The sequence below is a fragment of the Vibrio paracholerae genome, assembly GCF_037672085.1.
Taxonomy (GTDB): Bacteria; Pseudomonadota; Gammaproteobacteria; order Enterobacterales; family Vibrionaceae; genus Vibrio; species Vibrio cholerae.
Genome location: NZ_JBBHLM010000003.1, coordinates 53,919 through 71,022 on the forward strand (window position 1 = coordinate 53,919; position 17,104 = coordinate 71,022).

General features: G+C 40.2%; 13 protein-coding genes. 1 reads left to right on the top strand and 12 read right to left on the bottom strand.

What is annotated here, in order from left to right:
- Positions 1-174 precede the first annotated feature (174 nt).
- The gene (gene wecA, locus R4537_RS17575) at positions 175-1,260 is read left to right on the top strand and encodes a UDP-N-acetylglucosamine--undecaprenyl-phosphate N-acetylglucosaminephosphotransferase (protein ID WP_032467994.1); all 1,086 of its coding nucleotides are present in this window, start codon (positions 175-177) and stop codon (positions 1,258-1,260) included.
- A 70-nt stretch (positions 1,261-1,330) separates the two neighbouring features.
- Here wecA and R4537_RS17580 read toward each other — a convergent pair whose 3' ends face one another.
- The 12 genes from R4537_RS17580 to R4537_RS17635 all read right to left on the bottom strand — a co-directional run bounded on the left by R4537_RS17580 (position 1,331) and on the right by R4537_RS17635 (position 17,083).
- The gene (locus R4537_RS17580; RefSeq protein WP_071178602.1) at positions 1,331-2,479 is read right to left on the bottom strand and encodes a glycosyltransferase family 4 protein; all 1,149 of its coding nucleotides are present in this window, start codon (positions 2,477-2,479) and stop codon (positions 1,331-1,333) included.
- A complete protein-coding gene (locus R4537_RS17585) occupies positions 2,479-3,225 on the bottom strand; it encodes a glycosyltransferase (protein WP_071178601.1) in 747 nt (248 codons plus the stop codon). Before R4537_RS17585 ends, R4537_RS17580 begins: the two co-directional genes overlap by 1 nt.
- The gene (locus tag R4537_RS17590; protein WP_071178600.1) at positions 3,197-4,354 is read right to left on the bottom strand and encodes a glycosyltransferase; all 1,158 of its coding nucleotides are present in this window, start codon (positions 4,352-4,354) and stop codon (positions 3,197-3,199) included. The genes R4537_RS17585 and R4537_RS17590 overlap by 29 nt, the downstream gene beginning before the upstream one ends.
- Positions 4,355-4,381: 27 nt before the next feature.
- A complete protein-coding gene (locus R4537_RS17595) occupies positions 4,382-5,590 on the bottom strand; it encodes a hypothetical protein (protein WP_071178599.1) in 1,209 nt (402 codons plus the stop codon).
- Position 5,591: 1 nt separating this feature from the next.
- Positions 5,592-6,554 (bottom strand): glycosyltransferase family 2 protein, encoded by a 963-nt coding sequence (locus R4537_RS17600; protein ID WP_338953985.1) that lies wholly within the window; start codon positions 6,552-6,554, stop codon positions 5,592-5,594.
- Positions 6,555-6,567: 13 nt separating this feature from the next.
- Positions 6,568-7,683, bottom strand: a complete 1,116-nt coding sequence (locus R4537_RS17605; protein WP_071178597.1) for a polysaccharide pyruvyl transferase family protein — start codon at positions 7,681-7,683, stop codon at positions 6,568-6,570.
- A complete protein-coding gene (locus R4537_RS17610; RefSeq protein WP_071178596.1) occupies positions 7,683-9,023 on the bottom strand; it encodes a Coenzyme F420 hydrogenase/dehydrogenase, beta subunit C-terminal domain in 1,341 nt (446 codons plus the stop codon). The genes R4537_RS17605 and R4537_RS17610 overlap by 1 nt, the downstream gene beginning before the upstream one ends.
- Complete coding sequence (locus R4537_RS17615) at positions 9,010-10,440, bottom strand: lipopolysaccharide biosynthesis protein (RefSeq protein ID WP_235859101.1); 1,431 nt, start codon at positions 10,438-10,440, stop codon at positions 9,010-9,012. Before R4537_RS17615 ends, R4537_RS17610 begins: the two co-directional genes overlap by 14 nt.
- A 357-nt stretch (positions 10,441-10,797) precedes the next feature.
- Positions 10,798-12,966 carry a polysaccharide biosynthesis tyrosine autokinase gene (locus R4537_RS17620; protein WP_071178594.1) on the bottom strand — a complete coding sequence of 723 codons (2,169 nt, stop codon included), beginning with the start codon at positions 12,964-12,966 and terminating at the stop codon, positions 10,798-10,800.
- A 109-nt stretch (positions 12,967-13,075) separates the two neighbouring features.
- Positions 13,076-13,516, bottom strand: coding sequence for an arsenate reductase/protein-tyrosine-phosphatase family protein (locus tag R4537_RS17625; RefSeq protein WP_000482885.1), 441 nt, complete (start codon positions 13,514-13,516; stop codon positions 13,076-13,078).
- Between the two features lie 927 nt (positions 13,517-14,443).
- Positions 14,444-15,571, bottom strand: a complete 1,128-nt coding sequence (locus R4537_RS17630; RefSeq protein WP_071179253.1) for an ISAs1-like element IS1358 family transposase — start codon at positions 15,569-15,571, stop codon at positions 14,444-14,446.
- A 354-nt stretch (positions 15,572-15,925) separates the two neighbouring features.
- Positions 15,926-17,083, bottom strand: coding sequence for a polysaccharide export protein (locus R4537_RS17635; protein WP_000039770.1), 1,158 nt, complete (start codon positions 17,081-17,083; stop codon positions 15,926-15,928).
- Positions 17,084-17,104 lie beyond the last annotated feature (21 nt).

Here is a 17,104-nt window from a genome sequence, read left to right on the forward strand (position 1 = left end):
AAAAACTTGAGTTCAAATAAAAAAACTTAGCGATAGTCTCATTTTAGCCAAAAATAACTGACAAAAATGACACCAGAATCAATAACTAATAGATGATAAAACTCTTTATCAACCAAAAGCATTAGACTAAAATCGCGCCACTTAAAAATTTATAAAAACCAGTTGGCAGAATCGATGTTCATGGAAATATCAATCATCTTTGCGCTCTCTACTACATTACTTTTTGTAATGAGAAAAATCGCCAAAAGAATCGGGCTCGTTGATAAGCCGAATGCAAGAAAACTCCATCAAGGCGTTATCCCCCTTGTCGGCGGAATATCGATCTGCTCCACGCTGTGCCTTTATTTACTGTTTAACCCTAATCTATTCCCGCACCAAGCGCTCTACCTGATGTCGATTATTATTTTGACTCTGGTTGGTGCGTTAGATGATAAATACGATCTCAGTGTTAAAGCCCGCATGACGGTACAAGCGCTACTCTCTATTTTGATGATGTATCAGACTGGGATCGATCTAAACTACCTTGGCAATCTCTTAGGGATGGGTGATATCCACCTTGGCATGTTTGCTGCGGTCGTCACCATATTGGCCGTAATTGGCGCGATAAACGCATTTAATATGGTGGACGGTATTGACGGGTTGCTTGGTGGCCTTTCAATGGTGACCTTCGGCGGGATTGGTATTCTGGCGTTTGTGAATGGAAGCGTCGGCTTTAGCCAACTCTGTGCTCTGCTCGTCATCGCTATGCTGCCTTACATCATGTTCAACTTGGGCATTTTTGGCCGTAAACGCAAAGTGTTTATGGGAGATGCGGGCAGTATGATGATTGGTTTTACCGCAATCTGGTTACTGCTTGGGTTAAGCCAGAATGAAAACCAACATACCATGCGCCCAATTACCGCATTATGGTTGATTGCGATTCCACTGATGGATATGGCCGCGATTATGATCCGCCGTATTCGCCGCGGACATTCTCCGTTTAAACCCGATCGCGAACATCTGCACCACATTTTCCAACGCTTAGGGTTAAGCTCACACCAAACCTTAGCGGTAATTTGTGCGTTCGCTGCTTTATTTGCTGCGTTTGGTATTTACGGCGAAATGAAAAAGATCCCAGAACCTGTGATGTTCTTTAGCTTTATGCTCTGCTTCTTGGTGTATTCGCTACTGCTCGCGTACGTTTGGCGAATCACCCGCTTCCTGCGCAGAATCTTTGGTCGAGGCGAGAAAGAGATGGAACAGTCCATCAGCAACTTCTAATGATTGGTCTACAAACAATGACACCGCACAAGGCGGTGTTTTTTTGTACATACATCAAATGAAAAAATCGTTACACAAACAATTCATTTTTCACAGACAACACCTTATATTTTTTAAGCGTTTCGAAATACTGTTTGATGACTAATTTCTCATCAAACTTAGCCTCCATAAAACTACGGCCCGCTTTACCCATTGCTTGTTTCTCTGAATCACTGAGTGTTAAAAATTGCTCGCAACGCTGCGCCAGTGCCTTAGCATTTTTCACTTCACATAAATAGCCCGTTTGACCATCAAGCACCACATCACGACAACCCACATTATCTGTCGTGATAATAGGTTTTGCCATCGCAGCACCTTCCATAAGAGTTCTTGGAATGCCTTCTCTATAGTACGAAGGTAAAACTAAACAATCCGCTTGGGCAATAATGGGGCGCACATCATCTGTAGTGCCCAGATACTCTACTATCCCTTCCTTTTCCCACAGGGCAATTTCCTCGCGCCCAATCACACTTGGGTTAAGCACACTGCAATCACCCAACAATTGGAAAATAGCATTCGGATAGCGCTGACGAATTTGGCGCGCCGCCTCTACAAACTCACACACACCTTTATCTCGCAACATACGAGCTATCAGTAGGAAGCGAATATTTTCATCAGATTGTGGTTTGTCACTCGGTACAAAGTGGTTAAGGTTCACCCCCTCACCATGCAGCAACACTGCTTTATCGGGCTCAATTAAGTGATGCTCTAAAAATACGCTGCGATCATCCTCATTTAAAAACCACACCTCTTTGGGATAACGAAAGGCGAATTTATATAACTGCTGAGCAACCTGAGAGACCACATTTTGATTAACAAAAGTGTACCCTAGCCCTGTAGTGATCGCTAAAGAAGGAATACCAGCTAATTTAGCCGCTAAGGAGCCATAAATATTGGGCTTAATCGTATAGTGAATAATAAAATCAGGTTTTATTTCACGGTAATGGCGTAATAAGCGCAGCATTAAAGCCAAATCAGCGATGGGATTTACTCCTTTCGCTTGCATAGGCAAATCGAGCACTTGGCACCCCATCTCAGTCAGCTTTGCTGAGAATTTATCCTCAGGGGCGATAACATACAGCTCCACACCACAGCGCAATAACTCTTTAATAAGAGAGTGGCGAAAATTGAATACAGACCATGCAGTGTTGGCAACGAAAGCGATTTTTTTCTGGTTCATTACTCTTTTCTAGCCCTAACACAAGATTTAAAGAAATGGTAAAAAACAGCTAGAAAGTTCACAAATGTTTTATTTAATATAAACTCCCGCATCGCAAGCCCGGTTGATTCCGCATACCCTAACAATCTACGCTGACATGCATCCGAATGGATTCTATATTTTACAAGCTCCAAATCCATATTATCCCATTTAATACCCTGTCGATGCAGTCTAAACCAAAGGTCATAATCTTCCGAATTAAAACCAGAATTATAACCTCTAGCTTTTAAGATAACTTCTTTTTTAATCAAAATAGTGTTGTGTGCAAATGGATTTCTAAAAGGTAATATTTTACTTATCCCTTCCGCCTTAGGATATTTTCTATGCCCTATTATTTCATCATGTTCATTGATGAGAGTAAGACATGAACCAACCATATCGAGATCATTTTCTTGCATGAATTCTAAATTTAATTGCAGTCTATTCGGAATAGAAATATCATCAGCATCCATTCTCGCGATCAAGTCATATTTAGCACAAGAAAGACCTAAATTTAATGCATATGACAATTGTCCAATTGGTGTGCAGCATATTTTAACTTTTTCTTTAAATTTATCCTCCAACCATTTTGCAACTAATTCATAGTTTTCACCATTTGCAATTATCAATACTTCATGGGGAACATTAATCTTTTGTTCAACTATGCTATTAATCGCATCAAAAACAAATTTGTCTATTTTATTCAATGCTATTAATGTTGTTATCATTTTCTACCCCATAGATTACTCTAATATATTGTCTTGCTACTTCAATTGAAGAAATATCATTCAAGATAGGTGCCGAATACAGCTCTTTTTTTGATGGAGGATTCAGAAGAATATTGTCCATAGCACAAGACAACTCAGCTGGATTATTTTTAGGAACAAGGAATCTCGATAAACTACCACTTAAAATTTCATCATCTTTACACATGCACCTAGTGCTAATGATAGGAGTACCGCATATTAATGCCTCAATTAAAACGGTGGGCAGGCCTTCGAAATCTGAGCTTAATACTAATGCCTTTGATGCAACAATCCAAGGAAATGGGTTTTGCTGGAAATCAGGTAAAATCACTCTATCATTTATACCCAAGCTGCATGCAACCTTTGCTGCCGAAGCTTTATTTTCACAAAGCATAACTGCAAGTATTTTTTTATTTTTCATTAACGAAAAAGCTTTTAGAAAAAGTTCAGGATTTTTTTCTTTGCTAAATCGACCGACCCATATCAAATAGTCTTCTTTGGGTATATCAACATTTATCTCTTGGGATCGAGAAATTATATACTCTTTATCAAAGGCGTTATATATCGAATGAATATCAATAGGTCTTATTCGCTTCTGCTTTAGAATTTCTTCTTTTATACCTTGCGAAACACAAATTATTTTCTTTTCATTCAATAAAGAAAACCAATATTTCAACCTTATAAACCTCAACAGAGAAGGTAGATCTTTCCTTGAGATTGCATTCTTTAATTGAAGCTCGACCGAGCTGTGTATTACAAAAAAAACATTTTTTATACCTGATTTTATCAGAATAGATGATGAGTATGGTTGATTTGATACACAAGCAAAAAAACTACCAAGCTCATTTTCCAAATTTAGATAAAATCGTTTAAACCTGATATATTCAAAAGGATTAATGAACGACTTTTTTATAAATTTCTCATGTTTGTCAAAATAATAATGAACTTTGACCCCTTCAGGAACTTCGAACTTAAAATCACTATTTCTTATAAAAAGAATATGGACTTCAAACCCCAAAATTATCATTTGCCTTGCTAAACGAAGCATTACAATTTCTACGCCGCCACCCAAAAAGGCATCAGCGATGAATAACAATCTTTTATTATCCATATAATTCCAAATTCATTATAAAATAGTTTAATAAACTGAACGGGATTTATAAAAATTCTGTTTTTCTTTATATGATAGAAATGAAATAATAATAAACAAAACCATCATAGGCGTTTCGTATATTGCACTCCCCTTCAACTCCAATATATACATTGATAAAAATGCAATCATTATCTTGAGATCAAGTTTATTTTTCAACAAAATAATAACCGGCAATAAGTATATTAAGATACAAATTAAAAAACCACCAAACAAAAAGTGTCGTATATATCCGACATCACTTCCGCCGTAATAACTACCATTATCAAGTAAAAACTTTGCATTTCCAAAAACTGGATTGACATCGATATTAATACTATACATTTTTAAGAGGTGATTTGATGATTCAGTCTGCACACCTTTACCATCACTTAAATTTATAAACAATTCAAACATCCAATTAACAAAATGCTCTGGAAGATCTAAATACATGGTAACTAAATAAATACTCAGCGATGAGAAAAATAGAAATAAAAAGGTAATCTTGATACTATTACGAAGTAATATAAAAAATGAAACAAGTATAAAGATGAATGCCGTCCTACCTGCAATAACACCTGCTACTGCCAAAAACAATAGAAAAAAACCTCCAACGATACTATTTATATTTGCTTTTTTCATATAGAAAGAAAAACAAACGAGGGCTAAAGAATATAAAGCAGAGATACCATAATGAGAGTCACTGCCAAAAAATGCAATCCTATATAAATTCAGATAATTCTTATCAACTAGATCACTACTTTCCCCCTTCACTTTTACGGCTAAATCAAGCAAAGATGGAAAAAAATCAACTGCAAGCACAGCATAAAAAAGATTGGCTACAAATAGTATAAATATATATTTCTCAAACTTATCAGAATAATCGTCAAAAGATATAACAAATAAAAAAACTGCAATTAAAAAAATAGTTTGATTTAAAGATACACGGAAAAAACTAATATCATATAACCCATCCAATAAAACCCTTGCAGCCGAATAAAAAAGAATTAAAAAATAAAAAATAATTATGGGAACAAAAAAGCTAACAATATAATGCTTTACTCTTACTGGTGATTTAGTGGAGAAAATAATTTTCACCAGCGATATTAAAACTGTAATGACAGCACCAGCGGAAGAAAGATATGGCACACTAGGCTGAAAAATTAACAAAACCAAACAAAGAGAAATCAAAATATTATTTAACACATTTGATTTCATGTTATTTCCTTATTAAATCAATCAACCAAAACACACCAAGTAAATTTAAAAGCCTATATAGTTTCAACCTTTTATAATTAGATTTAAAAATAAAACCATTGGTTTCTGGATAAATTTCAAGTGCTTTTTTAATTCGAATCAAATCCCACCTTGAATAGTAAGCAAGTAATGCTTTCAGTTCTAATTTAAGATGTATTAACTCTTTGGAAATAACTTTATCCAAAGATTTGGATATTAATTCAGAATTAATTACATCAACGACTTCGCAATAATCATCTAGGGATTTAAAACTCAAGTTATGAGTAAGAGATGCAATATTACACTGATTGTAATTATACAAAGAGTAATTGACTGATGATATTTTTTTTGAATTTAAAAAAACTCTAACCGTTACAAAGAAATCCTCTCCCAAATCATATCCAGAATGAAAATATATTCCATTTTTGATAAAGATAGTTCTCAAAACCAATTTATTCCAATTGGAATTGCTTATATTACCAGTAAATAGTTTTTTAACACAATCAACACCATCCACACCAATCGACTGTTTTATATAAGTTGATTTATCTATATAAACAGCATGGTAATTACACACAACCACATCAGCATTTTCTTCAATGGCTTTCGTATACATAGCTTCTAACCAGTTGAGCTCAGCCCAATCGTCGCTATCAAGATGGATAACATAATCGCCAGTAGCCAGCTCCATCCCTTGAGCACGAGAGGCAGCAACGCCGCGGTTCTCACGGCTAATTAAGGTTACCTGCCGTTGTCGCTCGGGGTAACGGTTAATCACCTGTTTGATGATATTCAGAGAGTTATCTTTTGAACCATCATCAATAATGATGAATTGAACATCATCAAGGGTTTGTTCCATCAAGCTAATCATTGCCCGTTCAACATACAGCTCAGTATTATATACCGGCATAATTACTGAAACCTTAGGTGCTGAATAACTTGACATAGAGCCGATCATATTATTTTCCTGACAAGGCATTATTTAAAAAATCCATAGCAAACTGCTGTTTCTCGTTTTTTAAGCGATTGACTTTGGAAAAATCTATTGGCTGATTGATAAGCTGAGTCGTTAATTCATTAATGCTGAATATAAGCCGCTCTTGCAAGCCAAACATTTTTAAAACAGAAGTAAAACGGGCCAATCCACGATCATGGTTTCCTATCGCGATAAATGGCCTATTGAAAATAATCGAAAATGCCACACCGTGAAAAGAATCGGTTACGACAAACTCTGCATCCATGAAACCACGTAACCATTGCGTAACAGGGGGATAAACGCCTTGTTCGTCCGGCATAACAGTGTAGGGTGTCAAGCTACGTTCATTGGCTACAGCCTGAATAATTTCTTTCTTATCTAATGATTGATCAAGAACATAAACCATCATATTACCGTTACTAGCAGGGCATTTGTCTTGCTTAACAAGTTGACTATACACTTCTTTATCTAATAGAAAGGTAGGGTCAAGCACATGCTCAGCAACAACACCAAAATGCTGTTTGCATAAATCCACAGCACTATCCTCACGAACCGCAACGGCATCAAATTGTTTTAGTAAAACAGCATACTCCGTCAACGCTTGTTGGCTAAATTCACTACAGTTATCGACACCAAATGATGCTGCATAAGCGATGCGCTTTGCATCATCACTCTTATTTAAAAAAGATAAGAAGAACGCTGGCATGCCAGGTGAATATGCAGGCCTCCAAACTTGATCGCTACCAACAACATACGCATCAAATTGATAGTTTTTTATGTAGGAGATTTCATCAACGGAGTAGACTTTTTGCGTAGTACGTATGTACTCAGCTGTGAATCTATCTGTATGCTGGCCTATTCTACGCTTTTCTTCATTAGTGATAGGAAAAATACTTCTAATATTTCTTCGTAAAATATACTTACGAATAATATTACCAAGAATGGATTTAACACCGAAATAACGTAACTTTTGATTCCATGCAAAATCAACGGTCATAACTTCATTACCTTGCTCTTTCAAATACTTTTGTAATGCAAAAGCTTGGAGCAAACCACCGTAATTGTTATGTAGAGGCTGCGTTAGAATTGCTATTTTCATTAAACTGTTTTTAAACCTATTTTATTCTTAATTCTTTGGACTAGATGATAAACACGAGTAAGTCTATTTAGTTTTTTCATACTCATATCTAAAGCTGCATCAAAAGCATTAACTTCTTTGTGTTTTAGCCATTCTTTTGTGCTGGTATCACGTGTTATTAGCCTTTGATGTTGCACCAAAGTGTATTCGAGTGGTGTTTTTTCGAGAAGTCGAGATCTCTTATAAGGTAAGAAGTCCATTTTTGGCTTTTGTAACTTTAGTCTCTGTTTCATACCTAATTGCTTATGCTTGAAACCACCAGCTTGCGAAGACTTAAAAAGCTCAATAGAAATCGAATCCATAATCAATTCACCGCATGCCAAACCCTCTTGGACAATCTGATCAGCAATCTTACTTCTCGTTACGATAACATTGTTGCCTTTACCATCATCTTGATACGGTTTGATCCAAGCATCACCTAAAGAAACATCTGCTAATTCTGCAACAAGGTCATCAGAAAAATCATAAGCAGGGGCATTAAAAAATGAACTTCCCCACGTATTCCCTACTTTAGACATTTTTACAGTTTTAAATTCCCCAGTTGCAAGTTCTTTTGCACCAAATGAATAATCTAAAGCATGAGAATTCGTATCTTTAATACGATACTCTTGGTGGCTATATTCTCCATTAATGCCCGCTTTCTGTGCCAAATAGTCTGTATAAAACTTACTTTTTAATCCACCACAGATTATTCCAGCTAAAAAGGCAATCTTTTCTTTATATTTAGGATGGTAGTATTGCTTCAAACGAATAGCTTTGATAAAGCTTGGCACACCTGATACAGCAATCTTTCCATCAATATTATCAATTTCTAAAAAAAGCTTTTCAAGAGTCACAGGGCAGTAACGTGTCTTTGACGTTCTAGTTATTGAATCTATATCATCAAACCATTGATATTCATATCCTCCATTTCTCTCGGCGACAACAAATATTTTTTCTACAATCTTATTTCTTAGTAGATACTCAAAAAAATATGTACCAAGACCACCAGATGATGAGGTTTCTCGATGCTTAACTGAGTAGCCGGCATAACTATTAATGTAACTACCTACTCTTTTGTCAAATTTGTTATCTTTGGGCAGAAAGTAATTAGCGATGGCATCTTCATCTAAAATTTCCTCTTCTGGTTTAGGATTAAAGGGACATACTCTAACTGCATCTTCTGTTCCATTACCTATTTGCTTAGCAACCCAGAATCCTTCCTCATTTATTACCATTTTTAACCTATCTGGTTGTTCACTTACACAGACACCACAACCAGTACATAAGTTATTCTTTACAATATCTTTAATTTGAACCATTTTTGAGAATCTTTCTTAGTGTATTTTTGATAAATAATCTTTCTTCTTTGTTTAAACCGAACAGATAAATAGTAAGCATTAAATAAAAACTACAAATTATCGAATCAGTAAACACCTTAAAAAAATTGGTAAAGCTATCAACCTGATTGAGATAGAGCAAAGGAAAAGATAGAACAAGTATCACAAAAACATGTAATAAAACTTTTTTTGTAAAATTTAGAATAGAATATCCAAGCTGATTTTTCACAAAGAGTAACCGTGCATAAAGTGAAATACATGATGTACAAATTAAAACTAAAAAAGCCATCTCAGGTTCTTTGTAAACTGTATAGATTAAATAGGTAAGTGGGAAATTTAAAAACACTATAAATCCAACAGTAATATGATATTTTTTTATTTTCCCAGTTGCTTGCAAACCAATCATCAAGGAATTTGAAAGCACTTCTATCAATATGAAAACAAACAAATATCTAATAAAATTAGCACTATAGTCAGGAATTACACCTAACCAAAGATCTAACACATAATCTAAATTCAAATACAAAGGTGCTATAAGGATGAGCATAACAAAAAATGAGTACTTGGAGCTAAGATGCATTAATCGCTCCGTTCTTTCTAGTTCGCCTTTAGCATAACTTTTAATTATTTGTGGGTTTATTGCCTGCTGTATGCTTGCAGCAAATTGTGTCAGTACTCCTTGCATCATCATGGAGACTCCATAAGCTGCATTCAAAGCCACACCAAAAAATATATTGATCAGCACGTTTATACCTTGACCACGTGCAACAGCCGCTATATTCCCAAATAAATTCCAACCAGAAAAGCTTAAAATCTCTTTGTAATATTTCTCATCAAAATATTTTAGGTACTTAATTTCTTTACACTGTATACGCACATAGGAAGCATACATAATAAAAGAAAGCACAGAGATAAATGCCAATAACTGAGAGTAAAGAACAAGCTTATCAATAGTTGCCGTGGTTAGCAGATATGCTGCGATAAGTTTTAAAAGCACATCAATAATACTAATACAAGCATAGGCATTCATTCGCTCATATGCGATAGTCACTGCTTGGTAAGGAACCTGTATTATTCCAAAAAAGAAAGCTACTAAAGAGAATTGAAATACTATATTTGCACCCCTAAGCCTATCTATAGGTATATCTAGTAAATGATTCACTGCCCACAGTCCTACCACTTCTGCAAGCAAAAATGTAACAACACCGATTAATAAGTGAATATTTACAGACGTAGTAAATGTTTGTTGTAGCTTTATGGCATCCTTTAAACCCAAATCAAATGATAGGTAGCGCTGAGTTGAAGACGACATAGCCGCATTCATAAAACCAAACATAGTGATTAACCCTGCGACAACACCATAAATACCGTAATCATCTATACCTAGAGCATTGATCACTATTCGTGTAGTGAATATACCTAGAACTATCGTTATTAGTAAACGTAGATATAGAACAACAGAGTTTTTAACAATTCGGGAGTTAGACATTTAATATATACCCGTGAATATTGAAGACACTTAAATTTTCACGAAATAAGGTTCATCCTATGAACGATCAAAGCCGTGCGCAGTACTGAAAATGCAGATTCTCAGAAGTCATATCTCATCGCTTTTAGTACTGTTTCATTTTTTAGAATGTTTAATCACATCTGTCCGCCCCACCGGAAACTCTTGGCGCTTGGAAACTGATCTAGTCATAAAAACCCCAGATCGGCCATAACCAACAGATACATGAGTAACTCCTAAAGTAAAAACTTAGGCTTTCTGATCATCACCATAGCTATAGTTGTAATACCCATACCCATAAGTACTTGACGCTTTCTTCTCGACGGCGTTGAAAATCACCCCTTTCACTTCAATACCGGATTGCTCAAAGCGGTGACGGGCCACATCAATCTCTTTCGCGGTATTTTGGCCAAAACGCGCCACCATTAAGGTGGTACCGGCGTGGGCACCAACAATACTTGGGTCAGTCACGGCCAATACAGGCGGGGTATCCATAATCACGAGGTCATAATGCTCAGAGGCCCATTGCAGCAACTCTTCCATTCGCTTATGCATCAGCAGTTCTGAAGGGTTGGGCGGCACTTGGCCACGGGTGATAATCGCTAGGTTTTCCACTGGGCAGGTTTTAATGCAGCTTTCTAGGGCTAACTTGCCGGCAAGGTAATCAGAAAGGCCATTTTCCCACGGCAAACCAAACGGCTTTTGTAGGTAGCCTTTACGCATATCGGCATCAATCAATAGCACTTTTTGGCCGGTTTTCGCCGCGACTGCGGCAAAGTTGGTCGAAACGAATGATTTACCAATACCCGGCGCAGGGCCTGAAATCATCAGGATATTGTTTTTTGCTTCCATCATCGCAAAGTGCAAGCTGGTGCGTAGACCACGCAGCGCTTCAATCGAGAGATCGGCAGGGTTGTATTCGGCCAGTAGCGTAAGCTCATCGCTTTTACGGCGCTTCATCCGCTTTTCAAAGCCTTGTTGCATATCTGACTTCGGAACACTCGCATAAACCGAAAGGCCTAAAGCTTCAATATCATCTGGGTTTTCGACTCCGCGGTGCAGCGCCGCTTTCACCAATACGAAACCGACACTCGCCATCGCACCCAATAAGGTGGCCAATACGGCAATCAGCGGTTTTTTCGGCTTGACCGGTTTGGCATAGGCTTGTGCGTTATCCAAAATTCGTACGTTACCGACCGTGCCCGCCTTAATCACATTCAGCTCTTGCACTTTATTGAGCAATTGCAGGTAGATTTGCTGGTTTACTTCCACATCACGCGTCATGCGTAGGATTTCGCGCTGGGTTCTGGGCAGCTTTTGTACTTGGTGGTTAATTCGCTCACGTTCTTTGAGCAGCACTTGGCGTTTATCCAGCAGCGATTTATAGGCTGGGTGGTCAGTGGTGAAACGCTGGCTGATTTCACTCTCTTTAAAGGTCAGTTCGTTAAGTTGAGCTTCTAGCTTAACCATCACATCCAGCGTGGCTTTCGCTTCTAGGCTTAGGTCAATGGATTCGTTGTCTTGACGGTAGCGGTTCAGTACATCTTCTGAACTTTCTAAATCGGTTTTGATATCCGGTAGGTGGCCTTGTAAAAAGCTCAGGCTTTTTTCGGCTTCAGCCGAGTTACGTTTCACGTTTTGTAAAAAGTAGTTTTGGCTGATGTTATTGAGCAGCGCGCGGATCTGCGCTGGGTTTTCACCGGTCAGTGACAGCTCGACAATGCCCGTCTGTTTGCCTTTTTCAGCAATCGAGAGGTTTTGCTTGAGCTCGTTAATCGCATCCAGCTCATTGATTTTGGCGATGTTGAACGCAAAACCGCTTTCGGCTTCGATCCCCGTGACAAACAAACGGTACTCATCTTGCTCCGCCAGCTCACCCGCAACGCCTTGCAAAATCACTTTGCCATCACCACGCACCAGCTGGTAAGTGCCTTGCTCGGCATCTTGCACCACGATTTGATGCTCTAACGTGGTAGCGAAATCCGGCAGTTCAAAACGGCTGACTTGCAGTTGATTCACTCGACCACTTAAACGGGCTATGCCTTTGCCGATGAGGGGGAAATAATCCGGCGTGACGAGGGTAGTGAGGTTAAATTTTTCAACGGTGTCGCCCAAAATCATCCGCGATTTGATGATTTCAATTTCCGTGGTCGCGGTAGAATCCGAACTGAACAGTTCGCCCATATCTCCGCCCACCAGCGATGAGATGCCGCCGCCTTTTTTGGCTTCGATCTGGATTAAGGCATCCGCCTTGTAAATGGGAGTGGAAAGAATGGCAAACGCGACCCCAAAAACGGCAAAAACCATTGTGGTAACGAGGATGATCCATTTTCCGTCAAGCAGTAAGCCAAAAAGTTTGCCCAGATCGATTTCGTCAGAGGCGGAGTCGATGGTGCGCTTTGATGTTTGTGCTGTCATAGTTTTTGCTGTTTTTAGGGAGTTTCTGTTTAGGGTTGTCGGTTTTCAGGTCAAAACGCCGCTACACCCAACAAAGGGTGTGAATGAGCAGGTTAAGTATCCCGTTCGGTTAGAGTTTTTTTACCCAAGCCGCGGCCGCTTGTTCGATCAGCGCGTAGGCATGATCAAACGCTTCTTTACTTTGGCGGTACGGATCGGGAATGTCGCGTTGACCAATCCATTGTCCGAACAGCATGGTTTTACCACGCGCTTCGGGCGCGATGTCACTCAGGGCGTTGATGTGCCCTTTTTCCATCACGAGGATGAGATCAAATTGACTGCAAAGCTGTGGGGTAAGCTGTTGTGATTGATGGCCATCCAGCGAGACACCGTGTTCTTGTGCGACTTGGATTGCCATATCATCAGCCGATTTGCCGACAAGTCGGCTTTTTTCAGAGGCGAGACCAGCAGAAGCGATATTTTTATGAGGCAGTTGTTGTTTTAGTAATCGTTCACCAATCGGTGAACGGCAGATATTGCCAACGCAGACGACTAATATGTTGTTGAACATGGTGTTTCTTGGTTTTGTGAACAATTGGGGCTGTTGAGTTTAATTGTGTTTGTTATTTTCTCAACCGCCACACCGCGATTTTTTGATACCTGTACATGCTTTCCCTCTGCGGGGAGCTTTTGCTCCTCCCCCTTCTAGGGGGAGGTTGGGAGGGGGTATTGTTTCCCACTTCACTCAACCTTTATCACCAAGGCATTGGTGCTGGTGAACTACCCCACCCTAACCCTCCCCTAAAAGGGGAGGGAATTTAAATCCACACCCTTCTATTGCAGAGGGGAATTTAAGCTCCCCAAAGGAGAGTGTTTTGCTCCTCCCCCTTCGAGGGGGAGGTTGGGAGGGGGTATTGTCTCCAGCTTCACTCAACCTTTATCACCAAGGCATTGGTGCTGGTGAACTACCCCACCCTAACCCTCCCCTAAAAGGGGAGGGAATTTAAATCCACACCCTTCTATTGCAGAGGGAATTTAAGCTCCCCAAAGGAGAGTGTTTTGCTCCTCCCCCTTCTAGGGGGAGGTTGGGAGGGGGTATTGTTTCCTGCTTCACTCAACCTTTATCACAAAAGCATTGGTGCTGGTGAACTACCCCACCCTAACCCTCCCCTAAAAGGGGAGGGAATTTAAATCCACACCCTTCTATTGCAGAGAGAACTTAAGCACCCCAAAGGAGAGTGTTTTGCTCCTCCCCCTTCTAGGGGGAGGTTGGGAGGGGGTATTGTTTCCAGCTTCACTCAACCTTTATCACCAAGGCATTGGTGCTGGTGAACTACCCCACCCTAACCCTCCCCTAAAAGGGGAGGGAATTTAAATCCACACCCTTCTATTGCAGAGGGAATTTAAGCTCCCCAAAGGAGAGTGTTTTGCTCCTCCCCCTTCTAGGGGGAGGTTGGGAGGGGGTATTGTTTCCACGGAAACCGCATGAACATCACCGTCACGTAAGGCTTTCAAGAACCTTACTTAGGTACTTTTCGTCCATTGCGCAGTTCATCCGTTTACGTTTGATACCACCTTTAAACGTGGTTTCACTCTTTAATAGGTTCAAACATATCTGCCTGATCCTTGCAAAAGCCTCTGCTCGATCGTCCGCTCTAATACGCGAATTGTCCTCACAAAATGCAGTATCAAGTGACCAATGCATGACCTCTACACCCCAGTGAGAACGTGTCGCTTCAAGTAACGTTTGAGCTTCCAATTCTTTAGAGCATATGTAGTAACGAATACTCACATCTTGCTCTGTTGCTACTGCCGATTCTTGTCGAATTGAAGCCACGATGCCCATTGATTTAAGCCCAGGCCATTCATGTTCAATATCACCCAAAACCGACAAATCGCGATTCACTAAAGCCACTCTCGTTTCTATTCTTCCGTGACTTTTTTCTTGAGTACTATAAGAACTACCGTCGAAATCTTGAAGCATGTCCATTCGAAAATAATCATCAAAGGCTTGCTCAAGCATTCCCTGATTGCCTTTGACCGCCAATAAATAATCCGCTTCTTTATCAAGGATTTTCTGCGCTATTTTCTTTTGGCAGCCCATTGCATCAATTGTAATCAAGCAGCCTTTTACATCCAGCAAGTCAAGTAGCTTGGGGATCGCGGTAATCTCGTTACTCTTAGAATCAACCTTCAGTTGCCCAATGCTCATTCCATTTGCTGTAGCAAAAGCGTTCACCATATGGATCGTTCCCTTGCCTTTTGAGCGGTCATAAGAGCCGCGTAATGTTTTACCGTCGATGGCAATCACTTCACCATCCGTCAGTGTATGGCAGTCCTTCATCCAGGCAATGAAGCTTCTTTGCAAAGCGACAGGATTAATCATACCCATCACGCGAGACAGGGTATCCGCAGAAGGAATTCCAGCTTCAAAGTGACCATATCGTTTAAGGAAATCTAAGCGAGCATTACCAAAATCGATAATGCCATCCCAGCCATCGTGACCCGACAAAACACCACAAATTGTCAGCAAAATAATGTCTGATAATTTGTGTTCTACTTTGCTTTCTTGTCGGTAGTCTTTAATGATTTGGAAATGCATAAATGGGTTGATTAACTCGCTCATATTTAGGCTCCTGTATTGTCTAGGAGCAATTACAAAACAACTGAAATGATCTACAAGGTGATCTTAAATTTCATCGGGTTACATCAAAAAACTGAGATTAAGGAAGCATTGGTTGCTAATTCTAAGCATCACCGCAGCCCTTATATATCAACGACCTTCATGCGGTTTCCCTGGTATTGTTTCCCACTTCACTCAACCTTTATCACCAAGGCATTGGTGCTGGTGAACTACCCCACCCTAACCCTCCCCTAAAAGGGGAGGGAATTTAAATCCACCCCCTTCTATTGCAGAGGGGAATTTCAGTTACCGTTCGAAAGAAATTACCGACCGAAAAAGATTACCGACCGAAAGAGATTAAGGCCAGTTTTTAACGCGTAGCGCACCTTCGGTGATTTCATTGAAGCCACTGATGGTTGGGATTAGCTGACGCACCAAGCGGTTCCAACGTGAAATTGGCGCAGCAGTCACGTACACCACATCATAAGGACGCAGTTCAAACTCAGTGCCCATCACTAGCGCGGTGGCATCTTGAATATTGAGTTGGTAGATGTTGGCGATTGGCTCGTCTTGCCCCATCGCGATACCGTTTTGATTGCTGTGCTTTTGGTTACTACGGATAACAAAAATACCCGTGGCATCGGCTTCTGCTTCATTGATGCCGCCGACTGTGCTTAAGGCTTCGGTTAGGCTCATCCCGGTGCGGTCAATCTTGAGCATTTGTGGCTGGCTCACTTCTCCCATCACAAACACTTTTTGTGCATCGTTACGCGGAATATGCACGATATCGCCATCACGCAGTAAACGGTTTTGGGTTAAGTCACCCTTTTGAATCAGTGCGTACAGTGAAATTTGTTCTTCCACGCCATTACGAGTCAAAGTGACGTTACGCCAGTCAGCGTCTTTCGTGATACCACCAGCACGGTTAACGGCATCAAGCAAGGTCAGAGGAATGTTGGAAATCGGCTGCTGGCCTGGGCTTGTGACTTCACCTGTGATGTAGGATTTTTGCGAGCGGAAGGCCGCCACGTTGACATCCACTTGCGGCGCTTCAATGAACTTGGCGAGTTTTTCCGCCAGCACGGTACGCACTTCAGTCACGGTTTTCCCCGCTACACTGACTTGGCCAATGTAGGGATAGAAGATGGTGCCATCGGCGTGTACCCAGTTACCGGCTTCAGCAGAACTGCGGTATGAGCCGGCAGGAATGGTCAGCTCTGGGTGATCCCAAATCGTGACGTTCAGTACATCCCCCGCACCAATGCGGTACTCATAGTGAGCAATGTCTTGCTCTAAAGTGAGGTTAGGTTGCGTGACCACCGCTTGTTGTTGGTATTTAAGCTCTTTGATCAGCGTAGGCGTGACCGGGTAAACGTTGACTAACGCTGAGAACGACTCTTGTTCTTCTGCTTCCCAAGCGACATTTTTATCGCCCGTAGGAAGATGAGCGCCGGGAATGCTACAACCGGTTAGCCCAGCAGAGAGAATGAGTAAAAGTAGATACTTCTTTGACACGCGAACAACCTTGCGATTCCG